This window comes from Pseudomonas poae (assembly GCF_001439785.1).
GTDB classification, from domain to species: domain Bacteria; phylum Pseudomonadota; class Gammaproteobacteria; order Pseudomonadales; family Pseudomonadaceae; genus Aquipseudomonas; species Aquipseudomonas poae.
Genome location: NZ_JYLI01000007.1, coordinates 24,026 through 39,776, shown reverse-complemented (window position 1 = coordinate 39,776; position 15,751 = coordinate 24,026). Strand labels below are relative to the sequence as shown.

The 15,751-nt window shown below is 54.4% G+C and carries 15 protein-coding genes and 4 pseudogenes; 12 read left to right on the top strand and 7 right to left on the bottom strand.

Annotated elements, in window-relative coordinates; genetic code table 11:
- Nucleotides 1-173: 173 nt before the first annotated feature.
- A complete protein-coding gene (locus TU75_RS10280) occupies nt 174-1,520 on the top strand; it encodes an MFS transporter (RefSeq protein ID WP_141719184.1) in 1,347 nt (448 codons plus the stop codon).
- Between the two features lie 163 nt (nt 1,521-1,683).
- Nucleotides 1,684-2,814, top strand: coding sequence for a GGDEF domain-containing protein (locus TU75_RS10275; RefSeq protein ID WP_231981992.1), 1,131 nt, complete (start codon nt 1,684-1,686; stop codon nt 2,812-2,814).
- A 96-nt stretch (nt 2,815-2,910) separates the two neighbouring features.
- On the opposite strand, the gene TU75_RS10270 is transcribed toward TU75_RS10275, so the two are convergent.
- Nucleotides 2,911-3,627 carry a hypothetical protein gene (locus TU75_RS10270; protein WP_231981994.1) on the bottom strand — a complete coding sequence of 239 codons (717 nt, stop codon included), beginning with the start codon at nt 3,625-3,627 and terminating at the stop codon, nt 2,911-2,913.
- A 615-nt stretch (nt 3,628-4,242) separates the two neighbouring features.
- Here TU75_RS10270 and TU75_RS10265 point away from each other — a divergent pair.
- The 4 genes and pseudogenes from TU75_RS10265 to TU75_RS27325 all read left to right on the top strand — a co-directional run bounded on the left by TU75_RS10265 (nt 4,243) and on the right by TU75_RS27325 (nt 7,317).
- A complete protein-coding gene (locus tag TU75_RS10265; protein ID WP_060548860.1) occupies nt 4,243-5,667 on the top strand; it encodes an IS1182 family transposase in 1,425 nt (474 codons plus the stop codon).
- 512 nt (nt 5,668-6,179) lie between these two features.
- Nucleotides 6,180-6,482: a putative quinol monooxygenase gene (locus TU75_RS10260; protein WP_060548859.1), complete on the top strand. Its 303-nt coding sequence runs from the start codon at nt 6,180-6,182 to the stop codon at nt 6,480-6,482.
- A gap of 60 nt (nt 6,483-6,542) precedes the next feature.
- Nucleotides 6,543-6,749 (top strand): annotated as a pseudogene (locus TU75_RS10255) (transposase); the annotation flags it as partial.
- A 58-nt stretch (nt 6,750-6,807) separates the two neighbouring features.
- Nucleotides 6,808-7,317: a hypothetical protein gene (locus TU75_RS27325; RefSeq protein WP_141719185.1), complete on the top strand. Its 510-nt coding sequence runs from the start codon at nt 6,808-6,810 to the stop codon at nt 7,315-7,317.
- On the opposite strand, the gene TU75_RS10250 is transcribed toward TU75_RS27325, so the two are convergent.
- Nucleotides 7,291-7,902, bottom strand: coding sequence for a TetR family transcriptional regulator (locus TU75_RS10250; RefSeq protein WP_069665447.1), 612 nt, complete (start codon nt 7,900-7,902; stop codon nt 7,291-7,293). The genes TU75_RS27325 and TU75_RS10250 overlap by 27 nt on opposite strands.
- Before the next feature lie 57 nt (nt 7,903-7,959).
- Here TU75_RS10250 and TU75_RS10245 point away from each other — a divergent pair, with 57 nt between their 5' ends.
- Nucleotides 7,960-8,883: an SDR family oxidoreductase gene (locus tag TU75_RS10245; protein WP_060548857.1), complete on the top strand. Its 924-nt coding sequence runs from the start codon at nt 7,960-7,962 to the stop codon at nt 8,881-8,883.
- Nucleotides 8,884-8,948: 65 nt separating this feature from the next.
- Here the strand turns inward: TU75_RS10245 and TU75_RS10240 are convergent.
- A pseudogene (locus TU75_RS10240) lies at nt 8,949-10,096 on the bottom strand (IS3 family transposase).
- A 620-nt stretch (nt 10,097-10,716) separates the two neighbouring features.
- Between TU75_RS10240 and TU75_RS10230 the strand changes: the two are divergent.
- A pseudogene (locus tag TU75_RS10230) lies at nt 10,717-10,980 on the top strand (OST-HTH/LOTUS domain-containing protein); the annotation flags it as partial.
- 258 nt (nt 10,981-11,238) lie between these two features.
- On the opposite strand, the gene TU75_RS10225 reads toward TU75_RS10230, so the two are convergent.
- A complete protein-coding gene (locus TU75_RS10225; RefSeq protein WP_060548856.1) occupies nt 11,239-12,147 on the bottom strand; it encodes a LysR family transcriptional regulator in 909 nt (302 codons plus the stop codon).
- Nucleotides 12,148-12,308: 161 nt separating this feature from the next.
- Here TU75_RS10225 and TU75_RS10220 point away from each other — a divergent pair, with 161 nt between their 5' ends.
- Both TU75_RS10220 and TU75_RS10215 read left to right on the top strand, forming a co-directional pair.
- On the top strand, nt 12,309-12,941 hold the full coding sequence (locus tag TU75_RS10220; protein WP_060548855.1) for an NADPH-dependent F420 reductase: 633 nt from the start codon (nt 12,309-12,311) through the stop codon (nt 12,939-12,941).
- Between the two features lie 244 nt (nt 12,942-13,185).
- Nucleotides 13,186-13,767, top strand: coding sequence for an NAD(P)H-dependent oxidoreductase (locus TU75_RS10215; protein ID WP_060548854.1), 582 nt, complete (start codon nt 13,186-13,188; stop codon nt 13,765-13,767).
- Here the strand turns inward: TU75_RS10215 and TU75_RS26415 are convergent.
- Nucleotides 13,761-13,940 carry a hypothetical protein gene (locus tag TU75_RS26415; protein ID WP_082630347.1) on the bottom strand — a complete coding sequence of 60 codons (180 nt, stop codon included), beginning with the start codon at nt 13,938-13,940 and terminating at the stop codon, nt 13,761-13,763. The genes TU75_RS10215 and TU75_RS26415 overlap by 7 nt on opposite strands.
- Between TU75_RS26415 and TU75_RS28010 the strand changes: the two genes are divergently transcribed.
- Nucleotides 13,933-14,115, top strand: coding sequence for a hypothetical protein (locus tag TU75_RS28010; RefSeq protein ID WP_231981996.1), 183 nt, complete (start codon nt 13,933-13,935; stop codon nt 14,113-14,115). The two genes, TU75_RS26415 and TU75_RS28010, sit on opposite strands and share 8 nt — an antisense overlap.
- A 127-nt stretch (nt 14,116-14,242) precedes the next feature.
- Here TU75_RS28010 and TU75_RS28530 read toward each other — a convergent pair.
- Nucleotides 14,243-14,491, bottom strand: a pseudogene (locus tag TU75_RS28530) (hypothetical protein); the annotation flags it as partial.
- Nucleotides 14,492-14,929: 438 nt separating this feature from the next.
- Here TU75_RS28530 and TU75_RS28525 point away from each other — a divergent pair.
- Entirely contained in the window at nt 14,930-15,049 is a 120-nt protein-coding gene (locus TU75_RS28525; protein WP_231981999.1) for a tautomerase family protein, read from the top strand.
- Nucleotides 15,050-15,120: 71 nt separating this feature from the next.
- On the opposite strand, the gene TU75_RS10205 is transcribed toward TU75_RS28525, so the two are convergent.
- Nucleotides 15,121-15,738 (bottom strand): TetR/AcrR family transcriptional regulator, encoded by a 618-nt coding sequence (locus TU75_RS10205; protein WP_060548852.1) that lies wholly within the window; start codon nt 15,736-15,738, stop codon nt 15,121-15,123.
- Nucleotides 15,739-15,751 lie beyond the last annotated feature (13 nt).

Below are 15,751 nucleotides of genomic sequence, written 5' to 3'. Positions count from 1 at the left end.
TTTAACTGCCGAGCTTAAAACCTCGTCTGAGAGCTGAACAGTCAATAGCGGATGCATTTGGGCGCCTGAATGCCCGGATGAACTGTGCACTGTCGGTTTTCAGGACGTCACTTTCAAGGCAGGCCTATCTGCCACTTAACTCGTTTGGCCACTGGCCAGAGTGGAAGGTATTTATGTCTCGTGTTCTCTCTGAAAATACGCACTCGCCGCACCTCGACATCGAGGCACACGCCACCGGCGGCACAACGCAGTCGGCCGTCATTGCCAAGCGCGCAGCCATGGCGTCGGCCACCGGCACCGCCGTTGAATACTATGAGTTCAGTATCTACGGCTATATGGCGACCATCATCGCGCCACTGTTCTTTCCCGGTGACAACCCCGCCGCCGCCCTCCTCGCCACATTGGCGGTGTTCGGTATCGCCTTTGTCATCCGCCCGATCGGCGGCGTGCTGCTCGGCCGCCTTGCCGACCGCGTCGGCCGACGTCGAGTGCTGCTCAGCACCGTGATCGGCATGGGTACCGCCACCGCTCTCATAGGGGTGCTTCCGACCACTGCCCAGATCGGCCTGGCCGCGCCGATCCTGCTGGTGCTGTTGCGACTGTCCCAAGGCTTCTTTGCCGGCGGCGAAGTGGTAGGCGCCGCAGCGTTCGTGGCGGAGTCATCTCCCAACGGCCGACGCGGCTTCTTTGGTTCATTCACACCGCTGGGCGTTGCCGTGGGTGGCGCCACCGGCGCGATTGTCTGCGGTATCACCACCGGACTGCTCAGTGCCGAGCAACTGCAGGCATGGGGCTGGCGTATTCCGTTCTTCCTGTCCATCCCGCTGGTGATGTTCTCGTTTTACATGCGGCACAACGTCGAGGAAACGCCGGAATTCAAAGCCTTTCTTGAGAAGGAAAAGCCACCGGTAGCACCAGTCAAAGAAGTGTTCAGCAAAAACCTGCCGGCACTGCTGCGGGTCATCGTCTTCGCGTCTGCGCAGAATGCGGGCTACTTCATCGGGATGGTGTTCATGAACATCTACCTCACGACCTACCTGCACTTCGACAAATCCAAAGTCTACTGGGTGATTGCGGTGATCAGCCTGTGCATGGCGGCGATGATGCCCTTCTGGGGTGGCTTGTCAGACCGTATCGGTCGCCGGAAGGCGCTGAGCATCGGCTTTTTGGGTTACGCCATTCTGGTAATTCCCATGATGATCCTGATGGACAGCGGCAGCCTCTGGATCGCCGCACTGGCGATGTTTGTCGCCACCTTGCCCATGCCCATCGTGCAATCGGTGGGCTACCCCACTTACGCCGAGCAATTTCCGACACGCGTGCGCTACACGGCCATGGCGATCAGCATCAACCTGGGCGCCATCCTGGGCGGCGGGATCACTCCCTACGTGGTCACCTCGATTATCACCAAGACCGGCAACCTACTGGTACCGGGCTATTTCATGGCGGGTGCTGCGGTGTGTGCCTTGCTGGCGATTCTCACGCTGCGTGAAACGGCCAAGGGCAACCTCCTTAGATAGTTTGAAATCAGGGCTGAGATCAATCACGGGTTAGTCCGATGACTACGGCATCCACCCCGACCGTATTTATTTTCCGAGGGCGGCATGTAACAGCGCCTACCACAAACCACTGAATAGTGCTAAAAGGCCATCACTCATGATCGCTTTATGGCGGACTGGCACTATGGCTAATCTTCATTCTTTTCCCAGTACACCGTTTATCCGCTGGTTTGTGAAAGACAACGAAAGCCTGGATCAGGAGATCCGCTTAAAGCTACTCAAAGACCCCTTTACCTCCCGTGCCGCGCTGATCGCAGCGGGGATGAACACACTGCTTGTGTGCAGCGTTGCAGCCATACTTCACCCCACGTTGTTTTTCATCAGTTGGTTGGTCGTCGACATGGTGATTTGGATCATTCGCTGGTTTGTGCTGCAAAGGTTTACGGCCAGTGGCACATCCAGGCTCCCCTACGCAATGGACCTGTCTTTGCTCTTCGGTTTGATCTGGGCCGCCGAAATAGGCATTGGCACGGCGGGATGCATTATCAGTCAGGACCCGGTCCTTCAAGTCCTGGCATGCACCTCGGCGGTGAGCATGAACGGGGCGATCGCCATGAGAAACCAAGGCATTCCCCGCTACGCATTCAGCCAGATCCTGCTCACAGACATTCCGATGAAATTGGCCACATTGTTCCAGCCGGAACCCCTGTTGCGTGTCCTGATTTTACAGGCACCCATGTACCTGACGGGATTGTGGGTGCTGCTGAACCACCTTAATGCCAACCTTACCAGCGCCTACATTGCTGAAGTGCAGAGCACACATTCAGCCACCCACGATAATCTGACGGGCGTGCTGAACCGCTTGGGCATGTTGAATATGCTGACAGCTTCACTCAGCACGAAAACCATAAAGCACAGTGTTTTTTCCGTCCTTTACCTGGATTTGGATGGGTTCAAAAAAATCAACGACGCATACGGGCACGCCACAGGCGACGGCGTACTCGTTTCCTTCTGCGCAATGATCGCCGGCATCATACGCAAGAGTGATGCAATAGCACGAATAGGCGGCGACGAATTCATCGTGTTGATGCCGGACACCGACAATGTAACCGCTTCACGGATTGCCGAGCGCATTATCAAGGCCTTCGCAGATTACACGGAGGGAAACGCACACTATCAAGGTCTCGGTGTCAGCATAGGCATTACACAAAGCACCCGCTCAAGGCCGGAGAGTGTTGATCAGGTTTTATCCAGAGCGGATATAGCGATGTATGAGGCAAAATCTGCGGGTAAGAACTGTTACAGGTTTGGATAGGTAAATTATTTCATCGTGGGTACATAACAAAGCCCGTGTTCATCGAATCCGTCCCGCTGCAAAAAACCTGTCATGCACCGCCTCATCAAACAAGCGCTAGTCAGACGTACTCGCGGTCAACACACTCAAGGTGCGCTTTCTTGGATTCCAGACTGTCAAACACCAGATGCCCCACCGCTCCAAACCAAACGAAAAGTAATCATCCCAAGGTAATTCGACGGGTGGATTACCGTCGTAAGTCATCCATTTCGTTTCGTAGTTCGACACCCAGTTGATCACAACGATATCATCTTGCAATTCGATACCTAGCAACTGCAGCCACTCACCAAAAACGCTTTGCGATTCCGCCTCGCCGCCTTTGAATCTTGCTCTGTGAGGTGGATTACAAAAAGCCTCATACAGTTCCAACGGCCCTTGCTTACAGTCTTGCACCACCGTCAGATTGAGAATTTCATCCGGACTTAGCTGAGTCGCGACTGCCCGCTCTATGTCCGTGTCTAACTCCGGATCGGGGTTGTACACACCGGGAAGATAGCCACCACTACGAGCTAACTCGGGATTTTTGTAGGCAACTCCAAAGTAGTGCCCCATACCCAGCAGAGCTTGTCGATGTAGATGCTCATCAACGACTACTTCAGCTAGGGGCTCGAATACTACAAACTCAAAAACACAACCGGCTTTCAGCATACGCTCACGAAGTGAAGCGGTTTTTTCCAGCTCGATCACGGACAACAAAAATGGATCGTTCATCACCAGCCTATTGATAGGTATCCAGCCAATCAGACCAAGATCTGAATGAATGGAGTGCGCCAATCACTGCTCATACACCAAAGAAAACTGTGCTTTTCGTTGTTCACCGGTGGCACTCTTGCCAACCGATGAAAATGTGTATTTTCCGAATGACGCGGACAACGAATTAGAAGCTCGGCCAGCTTCTGCGCGCGTTGGACATAGTCTCCATACACGGCCCCCAGACCCTAATTCGGGGCAAAGGAGGACCGCTTTCATGTCGCGCCATTAAAATATAAAGCAACCATGATAAATGTCAGAGAAATCCTCAAAAACTCAAGAGCCCGCTAAAGTCCCGTCACGAACGGCGATACCGATGGGCGTAAGGGTGTGATTTTTACCGGAAGGTTTCGCCTGGCGAACGGCGGTATCGGTCAAGGCCATGAGTACATCTCTCGTCTCGTAGTGCCTAGGAGATGTATATCGATGCAGGACCGGGGCGTTCCACCCAAAAACCGCTGTACTCGCTGCCCGGATTCTATGTACTCAAAGATGTACATAAAAACCGTGGCTTAAGGCAGATTCTGATGGATCGCACTGAAACGAAAAAAGACGCCGAACAGACTGTGTGAAAACCTAGCAATCTGCGCAGAGCTCAAAGAAAATGCTCCGTATCGAAAGATACGGAGCATTTTCGTTATGGCGTACATCCAGGGCGAATCTCGCAGCCAAACCAGCCTGTTCCCGGTCTCGCTGGAAGAACTGATCCCCGAGGATCACCTCGTTCGAGTCATACACCTCTACGTGGCCAAGCTGGATCTGGTGCAGTTGGGCTTCGATAAGGCGTTGCCCAAAGGCACCGGTCGCCCCTCTTATGATCCTGCCGATCAGCTAAAACTCTATCTCTACGGCTATTTCCAGCGGATTCGCTCATCGCGCCGTCTCGAAGCGGAATGCCAGCGCAACATCGAAGTGATGTGGCTGATCAACCGGCTGAAACCCGATTTCAAAACCATCGCCGATTTTCGCAAGAACAACAAATCCGCCTTCATCGCGACCTGCCGTGCTTTCGTGCGGTTCTGCCGCACGGCAGGCTTGATCGCCGGTGAACTGGTAGCCATCGACGGCAGCAAGTTTCAGGCGGTCGCCTCTTCACGGCGTCATGTGAACTTGAAGCAGCTCAAGCGCCAGGAAGAAAAGCTGGATAAGCGCATCGCTCAGTATCTGGCCGAGCTGGACGCCGCCGACAAGGCTGAAATCACTGCGGTGGTTGATCGTAGTGCGATCAAATCAGCGCTGGCGCAGCTTGAGGCTCGACAGCAGGATAACCAGAGCTGCCAGGCGCTGATGAATTCGATGGGCATTGAGCAGTTCAACACCCATGAAAGCGATGCCCGAATGATGCGCACGGCCAAAGGGCCACGTGTGGCCTACAACGTGCAAACCGTCGTAGACGCCGAGCATTGCCTGATTTTGCATCATGAAGTCACCCAGGATGGCGGTGACCGAAAACAGCTGGAGCCGATGGCTAAGGCCGCCAAAACAGAGTTACAGCAAGATGAACTGACGGTCACTGCCGATGCCGGTTACTCCAACGGGAAACAATTTCAGGCCTGCGAGGATGCTTCGATTACGGCCTATGTACCGCCCAATCGTTCGAAAAACTCTGGCTGTCAGGAAGAACAGCTCTTTGAGCGAAAAGACTTTACCTACGAGGCCGAACACGATCGTTACCAGTGTCCGGCAGGCAAATGGTTAACGCTCAAGCAGCACAACAAAGGTGATCGGATCTATCAGGCCGCCGTCGACGACTGCGCCAACTGCGAGCTGAAAGCGCAATGCACTGGAGCCCAGCGCCGTTATGTCTCACGACATGCCCATGAAGAGACTTTCGAGCGGATGGAGCAAAGGATGCAGGCGCATCCTGAGATGATGGCCAACCGAAGATCCATCGTTGAGCACCCCTTCGGCAACCTCAAACAGTGGCTATTGGGTAATGGTCGTTTCTTGCTGCGACAACTTGAGGGGACAAAAGCTGAAATGGCCTTGGCGGTGAATGCCTACAACCTGAAACGAGCGATTAACGTGCTCGGGGCCCGCCAACTGATGGCGCTAATGGGCTAAAAGACCTTTTTTCGGCTGTCGCCGGCATAAAAAAAACGCCCCGAACAAGTCGTGGCGTTTGTTTGGCCGGCCTTCAGTGCGTTTTCACACAGTCTGCGAAGCGTCTATTTTCAATGACTTACAGACTTCCATGGAACTCTGTAGATCGATATATGGAGCGGGAAACGAGACTCGTATCTGGTGTCCTACTCATTGAAATGTAAGGGGTTTATTTTCTTGCCAGGGCAGGAAAAGACTTAATTCTGGACTTGTTTTCACAGCGTATCAAGAGGCAATTGGAGCGGTTCCAAACCAAGCGATTGAGCTTCTTTCGTAGCCAGCCGGACAAGCGTTCATCAAACTGATGGCATCAATGGTAAGCGGCTGGCGAACACGCCTTGGCACGACTATGGGCGGATAAATACTGTAGCTTGCGGCATGACGAAAAATCATGCTTTCCTGCCATGACCATCACACTGGTGGTCTACAGCAACGTGCAATCAAATTTCTGAACACCAGCATGGAGCATGTTTATGTTTAATGAAGTGAAGCTCGTAATTTTGATTTCTACCCAGGCGGGGCGAGGACAAGAGCAAATTGATGCATTTGAAAAGCTTGCCCCACTTGTCAGAAATGAAGATGGATGCCTGCAATACGACCTTCATAGGGTCACCGACGATGAAGACCAATTTGTTTTGATTGAGAGATGGGCGTCGAAATCAGCCCTAGAAGCTCATGATATTACTGCTCATATGATTGCAGCTGACGCATTCAGCCCTACCTTCAGGGCAGGCCCCGCGACCGTTTTGCACCTTGGATCAACGATCCCTGCTTAGGGTCAGGACCCATTGATGTGAGCGGCGCGATCTGATTCAAGCTCCGAAAGGAGACTGAGAATGAGCGACCTTTACTGGCTGACGAACGAGCAGATGTCGCGCCTGCAACCGTACTTTCCTAAGAGCCACGGCAAGCCCCGCGTCGATGATCGGCGGGTGTTGAGCGGCATCGTTTTCGTCAATCGCAACGGTTTGCGATGGCGGGATGCGCCAAAGGAGTATGGCCCGCACAAGACGCTCTACAATCGCTGGAAGCGCTGGGGCGAGATGCGCGAACCTGCGCAATCTTCGCGTCAAGCTCAGCCGGCCCGCCAATCTGCAACGGATGCAACTGACCACCGGCTATCCGCTCCCGCCCGCTGATGTCGCCGCGGCCGGCGGCACCATGACCTATCCAGCGATGATGATCCCCGCCGGATTAGCCCAGATCGCGCGCTGTGCCGACATCCTCGCGCCGGACACCTGCACGCTGATCGCGCTCGACGCTGCGGAATGGCTGGGCGTGCAGGCATCGATCAACGCCGACGCGCATCGCGACGAGTGCTGGTTATGCCCTGGACCTTACCGCCGAAGATCCGGTTTCTTCTTGCCGGACTGCGCTGGCACAGTTCCCGGTGGTCACGATCTGGACGGCTCGGTCGCAGAGATTTCATCTCTGCGCGGGATCAGCAGCTTTTCCGCGGACGATCCGGCGCTCAGTAGTCTGGCGATGCACGCAATGGCGAGTCGCATTCGGGAAAACCAGCCCGTCAGACGAGTGTGGGATCCGCATCAGAGCACTTCAGAACTTGGAGGGCTGAAGCCAATGTCAGGCTTTTGTTACGACGTTCTTTAGCGCAGCGAACGCCGCTTCGCAGAATGGCCCAGGTCCAGCATCTGGCCCGCTCAGCCATGCTTCGACCGCGAGCTTGAGAATGCCGATGGCGGTCGCGGCGGCCACGCGACAAGCAATGTCGTCTTCAGGCACATCCTTACGGTTGGCCAGGGCCTTGGCCAAGGCCCGCTCAACCTTGTCATACTTCGCCTGGTCCCCTGCACTTAGAGTCGGCGTATCTCGTATCAGGCGAGCAAGCGCTCGCAACTGTGGAGTTTGATACCGTGTGACCATTTCGACCAGCGCGCCCTCCACCAACTCAAGCAGCGGCGCGTCGGCCGGGAGGTGAGCGACGGCCTCAGCGATGGCATCCGGGAGCGCCGCCGTGTGGGAGAGAACGATTTCCTCCTTCGACTCGAAGTAGTGGAACAGGGTGCGGCGCGAGAGGAACGCGGCCTCGGCGACGTCATCCAAGGTCGTAGCCTCAAACCCGCGCTCGATGAAAAGTCGCATGGCCTCGGCTTGGATGCGAGCATGTGTGTCCGCGCGCTTGCGCTCACGCAGACCAGCGGGAGGCGGAAGTTTGTTCTCTTGCACTTCTTGCATATTTACACTCGTTGCAATATCTTTGCAATCTCGTAACTAGTTTTGAAGGTAGCAACTATGGCAGCCTGGTCGTCTCATGATATTCCCGATCAATCCGGAAAGCTTGCCATAGTCACCGGAGCAACGGGTGGGCTGGGTCTGGAGACGGCGCTGGGATTAGCGGGCGCGGGCGCCGAGGTCATCTTGGCGGGACGCAATCGCGCCAAGGGCAACGCAGCCGAGGTCACAATCCGTAAGCGTCAGAATGACGCAAAGGTCAGGTTCGAATGCGTGGACCTTGCAAGCCTGGATTCGGTGGCCAGCTTCGCCAATCGCCTGCTCGCCATGGGTCGACCCATCAACATGCTGGTCAACAACGCGGGGCTGATGGCCCCGAGAGAGCGCAAGGTTACCCCGGACGGGTTTGAGCTACAATTGGGCACTAACTATCTGTCCCATTTCGCGCTAACAGGCAGATTGCTTCCGCTCCTGAGATCAGGGCAGGCTCGCGTCGTGCAACTCTCCAGCATTGCGCATCGCTCAGGCAAAATTCATGTTGATGATTTGAACTACGAACGGGGATACAAACCTTTCCCGGTCTACGGACAGTCAAAGCTTGCGATGTTGATGTTTGCGGTCGAGTTGGATCGTCGAAGCAAGGCAAACGGCTGGGGCCTGACAAGCGTGGCGGCACACCCGGGGTTCGCGCGGACCGAACTGGTCGACAATGGGCCGGGCGTTGGGGCGAATGTATTCATGACGGGGGCTTACAAATTGTTGGGTAATCTCATCAGTCATCCAGCCGCTGCTGGCGCGCTACCGACACTGATGGCGGCGACGCTGCCAGCCGCCCAAGGTGGGCAGTTCTTCGGCCCTCAAGGGTGGATGGAGCTAAAGGGATCTCCGGGACCGGGGAAGATCGAACCGAAGGCTTTGGACGCTGCGGTCGCCTCAAAGCTGTGGGCGCAGTCCGAGCGGATGACGGGCGTGATCTTCGGCTAGCGATGCGCTCGTCATATTGGACTCTTCCTTAGGGTCAGGACGCACTGTGAATCGCCCCGGATTCTCTAGACACCTTGCAAGCTCATTGCGTAACGCTTTTCAAACTCTACCGGTGACAGCTGATTGTTGAAACCATGGCGGCGTTTTACGTTGTAGAACATCTCGATGTAATCAAACACATCACTCCGAGCATCTTCCCGCGTGGTGTAGATTTTTCGCTTGATCCGTTCCCGTTTCAGAGGCTGGAAAAAGCTCTCGGCCACGGCGTTGTCATGACAGTTGCCTCGGCGACTCATGCTGGCAACCAAATTGTTTGCCTTCAAAAAGCTGCGCCAATCGGAGCTGCTGTACTGGCTGCCTTGGTCGGAATGAACCATCACCTCTTGCTTCGGTTTACGCCTCCAAACCGCCATCAACAACGCATCAATAGCCAAATCACTGGTCATCTGCGACTTCATTGACCAGCCAACGACCTGCCGAGAAAACAGATCCAGTACCACCGCCAAATACAACCAGCCTTCATACGTACGAATGTACGTGATGTCGGTTACCCAAACCTTGTTGGGTTCCACGACATCGAACTGGCGCTTCAGCAAATTGGGTGAGACGACCGCTGGCTTACCGCCGTACTTTCCAGGGGGCGTCGATAACCTGTCTGAGAACGTAGACCTTCAAGACGCATCAGCCTCGCCACACGATGACGACCACAATCCTCACCGACCTCGCGCAGATCGTCGTGGATTTTGCGATAGCCATAAACGCCGCCGCTCTCCAGCCAGGAATGCTTGATCAAACCCAGCAGTCGCTGGTCGTCTTTGGCGCGTACAGATTGCGGCTCAGACAGCCAGGCGTAATAACCGCGGGGATGGACTTTCAGCGTCAGGCAAAGCCGTCGAATCGAATAGTCGCCCGCGCGCTGCTTGATAAAGGCGTACTTCAGCCGCACTCCTTGGCAAAGTACGCGGCGGGCTTTTTAATATGTCTCGCTCTTCAGTGACGCGCTTGAGTTCCGCTCGCAGACGACGTAGCTCAGCGTGCTGATCATCTCCTGCTGCCGTTCTTCTTGAGGTTTGCTGTAGCGCTTTATCCAAGCAGAGAGGCTATGCGTCGACACGCCGAGACGGGCCGCTACCTCAGCGACAGGCAGCTTCTTTTCGGTCACTTGATTGACTGCTTGGATTTTGAATTCTTCGGGATAACGCGGGTTGCTCATGGCACCTCCTGATTGGCCTCATTTAAGGCATGGAGGTGTCTACGAAACCCGGGGCGATTCATTACGCCGGATGACAAAAAAGGAAACGCACCATTTCCATAGACACTTCAGAAATCAAGCAACACCTGGCGCGCCCCGCCATAAAATTCAGTGCTGGCGGCTTTCGTCCTTTTGGCACCGACGAAGAAAGCTGGCTGGACAACGTCTTCCTGTTCCGCCCTACGAAGGCGCGCTCACCAATCAAGCAGGGCAACAACTGCTCCCCTAAGCAAAGTTTTACCGTCCGCCCTTCCCTTCACCAGCCCGCTACTGAAAGGAGCTCGTGTCCTGATAGTTTTTATCTCAAATCCTTTTCCTTGACATTATTCACGCGACCAATGAGCTAGCGGAGCGCGGCTGATTTGTGAATGGCCATCGCATGGTCATGGCAGAACACTACAGAGCCGCTGCGGACATGATCGTGAGATGGGCACTGAGCGAGTCCAACCGTTGCATCGTCGAGATTGATGGCCGCATGCGACCAATTCATTTACATCGAGTTACTCCGTGAAGATGTCGTTGCGACTACCAATGGTGAGCCTAGTGCGGCTTCCGTTGCGCCTCTGATGTGGGGCCCAGCAGTCGCTGAGCCTTCCAAAAAGCCTAAAGCAGGCTTTATAGCCAATATCATGTATGACATTGCTGACGAGGATGGCTGCTCACATTTAGGCGCGCTGGGCGCGAATATTACGAACCTACGTCCGGATTTTGACCCACGCACTCATGGCTACAAAAAGCTAAGCGGCCTCATCAAAGGCTACCCGCAGTCGTTTGAGCTGCAGGCCAGAGGTGCATCAGGCAGTACGGCAGTGATGTGCGCTCGTCACGAGCAGCCAAGCAAATGACAGCCACAACTCCTGGCTTGTCGGCGCTGATTGAAAACTGGCCAACCCTGGACGATAACATCGAGGCCGTACGCAATGGCATCGCTGAGATGTTCGACCGCCATAAATAGCGGCAGTACAATATCATCGAACGGATGTTCGGCTGATTGAAGGAGAGCCGTAGGGCGGCCAAGATGTTGTAGAGAAGAATCAACCCCGCGCCCGCAATAACACCAGAGGTAAACAGTGGCAGTGACCGCGGAGTGAGCGCCACTGTCCTCACTGCTCCTTGTGCTCCTCGTCGCGGCTTGCCCTCCACGGAGGGATCCGGAATTCCTCCACAAGGAAATCGACCAGCTTGCGGACTTTCAAAGGCAACTGCTTACGCGTCGGGTATACCGCGAAGACCCCCAGCTCCAAGGCCCGAAACTCTGGCATCAGCTCTATCAGCCTGCCCGTTCGTAAGTCGTCGTAGATCAGGAAGTCTGGGAGCAATACAACACCCTGATGGGCCAGCGCCACGGCCCGGCAGGTATCACCATTGTTAGCCTGAATGCGCGAGTGTAGGTTTACGCTCACTTCACCGGTCGGCCCTTGGAAATGCCAGGTATTACCGGACGACCAGTAGCTGTAGGAAATAATCTCATGCTTCAGGAGATCCTCAGGCCGTGTAGGCAAATCGCGACTTGCCAGATACCCCGGTGATGAACAGAGCACCATGCGCGTATAGGCTAACGGCCTGCTGATCAGGCTTGAATCAGGGAGCCGTGCGATCCGCACGGCCAAGTCATAACCTTCCTCGACGACATCGACGATTCGATCCGATAACACCAGATCGAGAGTCACCTGCGGATGCAAGGCTGCAAACCGCCCCCACAGCGCAGAGAGATGCAAGGCACCGAAAGTCTGCGGTGCACCAATTCTAAGCTCGCCCTGCACCTCAAGCGTGGTGGCCCCTACTTCCGCCTCGGCTTCACGTACTGCTGACAAGATATCCTTGCAGCGCTGGAAGTAAGACTGCCCCTCCCGCGTTAAGGAAAGGCGCCGAGTGGTGCGCTGAATCAAGCGACATCCCAAGTGCTGCTCAAGCTCTGCGATGTGCCGTGACACAGCAGGCTTCGACAGCTTCACAGATTTCATTGCCCCAACAAAGCTTCCCGCCTCGACGACAGCGGTGAAGGTTCTCATGGCGTGTAAAACATCCACAGTCTCGATTTCCTGAACAATTTGTTTATAGGATCCCTATTTATCTACCAAGTCAATCCCAATACAGTGAACCTCAACCGCGGATTTGCCTTAATCCGCGAACTTCCAAACCTCTACAACACTGAGCCTCGAGGATATTACCTATGATTATCAGCATCATTGGCGCCGGCAACATGGGCGCAGGACTGGTCAAGCAACTTACCGCCGCCGGACATCGCGTCCAGGTAACATCCCGTGATCCGGCCAAAGCTCAAGCACTTGCAAGCGCTCACCCAGGGGCCAGCGTCGTATCCGCTGCAGACGTTGCGCAGGACGCATCAGTGATCATTATCGCGACAGGGTACGCCGACGCGGAGACTGCGCTGAAAACGCTTGGATCGCTCGACGGTCGTCTGGTCATTGACATCACCAATCCGCTGACTGCGGACTACATGGGATTGACCATTGGTCATGACACCTCTGCGGCGGAACAGATCGCGAATGCGATCCCCAGCGCGCACGTCGTCAAAGCATTCAACACAGTTCTGGCACAGGTTCTGACTCAGGGAGCAAGCTTTGCCAACGATCAGATCGTGCCGGTTTTCTATGCGGGAGATGACCAGCAAGCCAAGAGTACCGTACGCGAGATCGTGGAAAGCATCGGTTTCAAACCTATCGATGCAGGATCTCTGAAAAACGCTCGATATCTGGAGCCGGTGGCCGGTCTGAATATCTACTTTGCTTACGGAGCGGGCCAAGGCTCGACCATATCACCGACATGGATCAGCCGCGACTGATCCGATTGCAGGCCAGAGGCCACGTTATGCGTTCGCCTAACGGTGCTGGCAGCGAACGGTTAGCCATACAGATGGCTAACCGCGTGGGCGCGATGCCTTGAGAGTATGCGGGCCGCATCGATCAGACGGCCACGATAAAACACAATACGCTGCGTGAAACAGTTAGTAGCCGCCTAACCGAAATTATAAGCCTCGCATGAGCACGCATTTATAAACCATTATTCAGAGCAAAAAGTAGAACCTCATGAGCAACGTATTAATTATCAACGGCGCCAAGCAATTTCTCATATCGAAAGGCGAACTCAACAACATGTTCGCCTCGCTTGCCTCCGAACACTTGATCGCACTCGGTCATAATGTAACAACCACAGTGGTCGACAACGCGTACTCGGTTGACGAAGAAGTACAGAAAATCGCCAACAGTGATGTCATCATTTACCAAATGCCCGGCTGGTGGATGGGGGAGCCATGGACAATCAAGCGCTATATCGATGAAGTGTTCACTGCCGGTCATGGCGTCTTGTACGCGAACGATGGCCGATCACGCACCGACTCGTCGAAAAAATACGGCAGTGGCGGACTTTTGCAGGGCAAAAAGTATATGTTGTCCCTAACCTGGAATGCCCCCCTGGAAGCCTTTGACGACTCGAAGCAGTTTTTCAATGGTGTAGGGGTAGAGGGCGTCTATCTGCACTTTCACAAGGCCAACCAATTTCTAGGACTAGAACCGTTGCCTTCCTTCATCGCGAATGACGTGGAGAAAAATCCACAGATCGAGAAGGACATCATCAGATACCGTCAGCATCTCGAAGGCTGTTTTCAATAATCACTTCCACACAATACTCTTTGATCGGTTACTGCAGTAGCGACCAGGGTCGCGATCTTCTCACGGGAAGCCGCCAGCTCTTCACCCATCAGAGCCAATTCGCTCTCAAGCAAAGAGCACTGCTGATCCAACAGCTCCTCTCGTGAGAAAAAGGCAAGTGGTGACATGCTCATGCAGATGCGCGCGGCGTTTTATTTGCAATGCGTCATGGGCACACACCAGCAGCTATGCTGCGGATCAGAACATCATCAGGCGACACTGCCCGCCCACAGCCTTCTGAAAGCTGCCACGGTGGATGGTGCCACCTTTGCTGGCCTGCAGGACAAAAATCGGCAGCCTTACTCCTGATAAACAGGCCGATCTAATCCTGACCAACGCACATGACATAAACCTGTACCCTTCGAATAATACATTCGGAACCGTGGTTAACGCCGCCGAAAGCAACAATATAGACACCCTCATGATTGCCGGGCAGATCAGCCTTGCCAACAAACACGCCCCAGAGGCTAAGGGCACCGGAGAAAAAGAGCATGTCGAGATTTGCATGGTCGGCGCTGCGTTATTGGTTCGACCAGAAATCAAAAGTATTGGTAGCCAGGCGTGCATCTGCTGGATAAGTCCATAGACTGCGCGCTCCACCACAGCCCACGCTGGCCTGCTCATAGAACGCAAACAATAGGGGTTGGGGTCGGACATCTTTGTTCTTATGGACTGCAGCCTTCAATGGGCTTGCCCTGCTTCCGGAAGGAAGTCGCCTGTAAATCCACCGGGTAGGTCGGAAGAAGGTAATGTGGGAACGCAATGCCTATGAGTTCTCCTCGAGGCAGTTGGTCGCTCCAGAAAATACCTGTATCTGCTGGCCATACGCTGATGAAGTCCTTGGCCCACAGGGATGGCTGGCAGAACGGTAATGTCATTCAAATGACAGCTAAAACGAACGCTACCGGAGTGCCAATGTATTTTCCGGTATCTGAAGTACGCCACTTGAGAGATGGGTAGGCTAAAGGTACATTCGAGTCACATCGGTAGTATTTTTTACCATAACCAAAGAGCGCTAACCGGACTCAAGGCTATATCGCGTATGCTGTAGCTGAGTAAAGAGTATGCCTATTCGCACGCTTCAAATCGCTGAAGGTCGCAGCCAAGAAAAAAACGCGCGCTGTTGATCAATGCCACTCATGCGATTGCTGAATCACTTGACGTCCTAGTCGAAAGTATCCGAGTGATCACTCAGGAGATTCCTGAAACTCAGTGGGCGGCAGGTGACATCACCTTAGCATAGCGTCGGGCCGCCAGAGCCCTCTCTGACAAAGCAATTCTTAGTGTAGAAATGGAGCTGGCTGTGATGCTCTATCAATTACCCATTACCCCTGTCAGAAAGATAGAAACGGCAGTGTCCACACGCTGTTTTATATCTTCAGCACTCACATCAAGGCCTGCAACGACTCTGAACTGGAGGTCTGAGATCAGCGAATCACAAAAAATGGCGGCACTCACTCGAGTAGACGAAATATTGAGTTGATCATATTTCGCTCGCCTTTCAAGCAATTGCTGCATGGTCTCGTAAGCCCCTCCCGGCCCCAACCGGACGAACGCTTTGGCGAAGTCAGGATAGCGCTGTGCCTCGCTCATCACCAAGCGCTGCAAAGCAACAACCTGCGGTCTTAGCAAAAACGTGAGGAAGGTCGTACCGAAGGATCGCATTGCTTCCTCAAGGGTCGTGCCCTGAGCCGGAATGGCACGAAGAGGGGTCATGATTTCGTCGCAAATCTGGGCAATCACCGTCCGAAAGAGGCGTTCCTTGTCACCAAAAGCAGTGTAGAGATCGCGTTTCGACCCGCCCGCTCGCCCCATGATGGCGTCGATTGATGCACCTGAGTAACCCTTTTCCAGAAAAAGCTCCGTAGCTGCTTTGAGCATCTCGGCTGTGCGCTCATTACAGAGTGTTGGTATGGGTTTCGGCTTTGTCATTCGGCTCTCATTT

Excerpts from the sequence above, each read along its gene's own strand:
- TU75_RS10275 (WP_231981992.1), top strand. The coding sequence starts at position 1,684 with ATGGCTAATCTTCATTCTTTTCCCAGTACACCGTTTATCCGCTGGTTT.
- TU75_RS10220 (WP_060548855.1), top strand. The coding sequence starts at position 12,309 with ATGATTATCAGCATCATTGGCGCCGGCAACATGGGCGCAGGACTGGTC.
- TU75_RS10260 (WP_060548859.1), top strand. The coding sequence starts at position 6,180 with ATGTTTAATGAAGTGAAGCTCGTAATTTTGATTTCTACCCAGGCGGGG.
- TU75_RS10245 (WP_060548857.1), top strand. The coding sequence starts at position 7,960 with ATGGCAGCCTGGTCGTCTCATGATATTCCCGATCAATCCGGAAAGCTT.
- TU75_RS10280 (WP_141719184.1), top strand. The coding sequence starts at position 174 with ATGTCTCGTGTTCTCTCTGAAAATACGCACTCGCCGCACCTCGACATC.
- TU75_RS27325 (WP_141719185.1), top strand. The coding sequence starts at position 6,808 with ATGCAACTGACCACCGGCTATCCGCTCCCGCCCGCTGATGTCGCCGCG.
- TU75_RS10225 (WP_060548856.1), bottom strand. The coding sequence starts at position 12,147 with ATGAGAACCTTCACCGCTGTCGTCGAGGCGGGAAGCTTTGTTGGGGCA.
- TU75_RS26415 (WP_082630347.1), bottom strand. The coding sequence starts at position 13,940 with ATGAGCATGTCACCACTTGCCTTTTTCTCACGAGAGGAGCTGTTGGAT.
- TU75_RS10215 (WP_060548854.1), top strand. The coding sequence starts at position 13,186 with ATGAGCAACGTATTAATTATCAACGGCGCCAAGCAATTTCTCATATCG.
- TU75_RS10205 (WP_060548852.1), bottom strand. The coding sequence starts at position 15,738 with ATGACAAAGCCGAAACCCATACCAACACTCTGTAATGAGCGCACAGCC.
- TU75_RS28010 (WP_231981996.1), top strand. The coding sequence starts at position 13,933 with ATGCTCATGCAGATGCGCGCGGCGTTTTATTTGCAATGCGTCATGGGC.
- TU75_RS10250 (WP_069665447.1), bottom strand. The coding sequence starts at position 7,902 with ATGCAAGAAGTGCAAGAGAACAAACTTCCGCCTCCCGCTGGTCTGCGT.
- TU75_RS10265 (WP_060548860.1), top strand. The coding sequence starts at position 4,243 with ATGGCGTACATCCAGGGCGAATCTCGCAGCCAAACCAGCCTGTTCCCG.